The sequence below is a fragment of the Nitratidesulfovibrio liaohensis genome (assembly GCF_011682075.1).
Classification (GTDB): domain Bacteria; phylum Desulfobacterota; class Desulfovibrionia; order Desulfovibrionales; family Desulfovibrionaceae; genus Cupidesulfovibrio; species Cupidesulfovibrio liaohensis.
Map to the genome: position 1 here is coordinate 1 of NZ_VSMK01000311.1, position 3,280 is coordinate 3,280.

A 3,280-nucleotide genomic window follows, 5' to 3' on the forward strand; every position below is an offset into this window, starting at 1 on the left:
TCCATGGAGGAGGGGGTACACCCGATCCCATTCCGAACTCGGAAGTTAAGCCCTCCATCGCCGATGATACTGCGTACTCTTGCGTGGGAAAGTAGGCCGATGCCAGCACTTATTCTCAAAGGGATGCACAACCGCATCCCGACACATCACGAAAAGGCCCCGGTGAGAAATCACCGGGGCCTTCGTGCGTTTGCAGAAGGGGGCGGGCTGTTGCTGCGTACGACTGGGCCATTGCCACGGTCCTGCTGGGCGCAAGGATGCCGCTGGCACTGCGCGCCCTTACTGTCCTCCCCCTGTCCGCATGGCCTGCCTACCCGTCTGTCTCCCGTTTTTACCTGTCTTTCTGCCCGACCATGGGGCCACGCGCGTGGGTTGCATGCAGGCCACTCCTTTCGGGAAAAACCGTCTGGCGAGCCACGTTGCCGGGCCGCTGGCACGCAAGCCAAGAACACCCCGCTTGCGCGGTCGCAACGTGGGCAGCCTGCATGGAATGGCACATTCGTGGATGGGGGCGGGAAGGGCGAAAAGCTGAAGCAATGAACAGGCGTGTGCGGTGCTGTGCGTGTGTGTCTGAAGGCGGCGATCCCCAGCCTGCCTACCGGTTCTTCCTCCGCCATTCCCACGGCGGAGTGGGATTGCGTGTCTTCCACAGCCCGATGTTGGTCTCCCGGGCCTTGCTGGCAGCGAAATACCAGGCAAGGCAAGGATAGGGCAGGCGGCAGTATTCGCCGTAGAACCAGGCCTGCCCGGCGTGCAGCATGTCGCCGTTCACATCGCCGGTAAGCTCACCCGGCAGGCCATCAGCGGCGGAACTCACGGCGGAGCGTGCATCCTGCCGCCGTGACGGCGTGGCTGCGGCTCGCAGTGCCTCGCCTGAAGGTACGATGGCTGTCGCCCAGGGGAACGGCTTGGTCCGCACATGGGCCACGTCGCGCCCGTAGCCGTCGCGGTCGATGGTCACCAGGTACACCTTGCGGTCCATGACCATGCGCAGCAGCTGATCGCGGGCCTGCTCGCCCCCGCGCTGGCGCAATTCCGGCGCGTCGATGCCGTACAGACGCACCCGCACAACGATGGTGTCGCCGTCGGGCACGCCGACCACCAGACCCTGCCACGGTTCAAGCCCCGCCACTGTCCACAGGGCCAGCGCCAGCAGCAGCCCCAGCAGCGAGCCGGGGCGGGCCAGCATGCGCCACGGGATGCGCCGCGACAAATGCGGCTGACGGGGCTGGCGCGGCCACCTGATGGGAAAGGATGCGGGCAGGCGCATGCCGGTCAGTTTCCTGCCTTCAGTGCGCCCAGTTCGCGCTCGACCACGGGCAGCATGCGCTCGACGATGACCTGCACCCCCATTTGATTGGGGTGCATGCCGTCAGGCAGGTTCAGCGAACGGTCCAGCGCCACGCCGTCCAGAAAGAAGGGGTACAGCGTCAGGCCGTATTGCGCTGCCAGTTCAGGATACACCGCGTCGAAACGGCGTGCATAGTCCGGCCCCATGTTCCTCGGGGCGCGCATGCCTGCCAGCAGCACACGTACGCCATTCTTGCGGCAGATTTCGATGATGGTGGACAGGTTGCGGCGCAGGTCGTCCACCGGCAGGCCGCGCAAGCCGTCGTTGGCGCCCAGCTCCAGGATCAGCAGGTCCGGCTTGTCGGCCAGCGACCATTCTACCCGGGCAAGCCCCCCGGCGGAGGTATCGCCCGAAACCCCGGCATTGGTGATGCGCACCGGGCGTCCCTTTGCGTTCAGCGCGGCACCCAGCCGTTCCGGGAAGGCTTCGTCCGGCCCCAGGCCGTACCCCGCCACCAGGCTGTCGCCCAGCACGAGGATATGCGGTATGGAGGAATTGCCGCCGTTGGCGGCAAAGGCCGTGGACGACGGCAGCAGCGCCAGGCCAAGGCCAGTGAGGGCCGAGAGCAGGCATAGCGTCGTCGACAGCACGCCCAGCGCCGCCGTCAGCAGCGACCGGCACATGGCAGCGTTGCATCGGCATATCGACGGACACACTCCCTGGCCCCGGCCCCTTGACTGCATCAGCTGTTTCGCCGGGGCCAGCGCCCGGCATCTACTCCATCCGCCAAAGGTGATTCGCGTGACAGATCCGATCATTGCTCTCTCCAGTATACATCTCAGCCTAGTGGGCGGTTCCGGTCAGGTCAACATCCTGCGCGGGGTGAACCTTTCCGTGCGGGCCGGTGAAACCGTGGCCATCGTGGGGCCTTCCGGTTCGGGCAAGACCACCACCCTGATGATCATGGCCGGGCTGGAACGACCGAGCAGCGGTACGGTGCGCGTGGCCGGGCATGATCTTGGCGGCATGGACGAGGATGCCCTGGCCCGGTTCCGACGGGCGCATCTGGGCATCGTGTTCCAGTCGTTCCATCTGGTGCCCACCATGACCGCGCTGGAAAACGCGGCGCTGCCGCTGGAATTTTCGCATGCGCCGGACGCGCGCGACAGGGCTCTGGCCGCGCTGGCTGCCGTGGGGCTGGAAGGTCGCGCCGGGCACTACCCGGCGGAGCTTTCCGGCGGGGAGCAGCAACGCGTGGCGCTGGCGCGGGCCTTTGCGTCTGCCCCGCGCGTGATCCTGGCCGACGAACCCACCGGCAATCTGGACACGGAGACGGGACGCCGGGTGATCGAGCATCTGTTCCGCCTGCGCGAGGAGCACGCCACAACGCTGGTGCTGATCACTCACGACCGGGAACTGGCCGCCCAGTGCGGGCGGCAGGTGCGCATGGAGGACGGCAGGCTGCATGAAGGTGCGGCGTCCGCCGGGCAGGCGGGGGATCGTGCGTCTGCTGTCCGCTCTGGTGTGCGTGGTGATGGAGAGCGCGCATGATCAGTGCGCGCGATCTGGCCCTGGCCTTCCGGCTGGCCCTGCGCGAACTGCGCTCCGGCCAGCGGCGGCTGACGGTGTTTCTGGGGTGCATGTTCCTGGGGGTGTTCGCCATTGCCGCCGTGGGGTCCATCTCCGAGGCGGTGCGGGCGGGCCTGGCGCGCGATGCGCGCGCCCTGCTGGGCGGCGATGCATCGGTGGAATTCGCCACCCAACGACCGTCGGACGAGGAGCTGGCCTGGCTGTCGGCGCGCGGCACGGTGAGCCAGGTGATTTCGTTGCGCGGCATGGCCCGCTCGTCAACGCCCGGTGGCCCCGGTGGTGAGGACACCGCCATGGTGGCGCTGAAGGGCGTGGACGCGGCCTACCCCCTGTACGGCACGGTGACCCTGGACCCGCCCCAGCCGCTGGCCGATGCCCTGCGCGACGCCCCGGCGGGTG

The 3,280-nt window shown here is 67.7% G+C and carries 3 protein-coding genes, 1 rRNA gene and 1 pseudogene; 3 read left to right on the forward strand and 2 right to left on the reverse strand.

What is annotated here, in order from left to right:
* Positions 1–108 (forward strand): 5S ribosomal RNA (rrf, locus tag FVW27_RS11045); the annotation flags it as partial.
* Positions 109–595: 487 nt separating this feature from the next.
* On the opposite strand, the gene FVW27_RS11050 is transcribed toward rrf, so the two are convergent.
* Positions 596–1,270, reverse strand: coding sequence for a thermonuclease family protein (locus FVW27_RS11050; RefSeq protein WP_243838364.1), 675 nt, complete (start codon positions 1,268–1,270; stop codon positions 596–598).
* Positions 1,271–1,275: 5 nt separating this feature from the next.
* Positions 1,276–1,974: an arylesterase gene (locus FVW27_RS11055; RefSeq protein WP_243838366.1), complete on the reverse strand. Its 699-nt coding sequence runs from the start codon at positions 1,972–1,974 to the stop codon at positions 1,276–1,278.
* A gap of 109 nt (positions 1,975–2,083) precedes the next feature.
* Here FVW27_RS11055 and FVW27_RS11060 point away from each other — a divergent pair, with 109 nt between their 5' ends.
* A complete protein-coding gene (locus tag FVW27_RS11060; RefSeq protein WP_167125135.1) occupies positions 2,084–2,842 on the forward strand; it encodes an ATP-binding cassette domain-containing protein in 759 nt (252 codons plus the stop codon).
* A pseudogene (locus FVW27_RS11065) lies at positions 2,839–3,280 on the forward strand (permease); the annotation flags it as partial. The gene FVW27_RS11060 and the pseudogene FVW27_RS11065, both read left to right, overlap by 4 nt.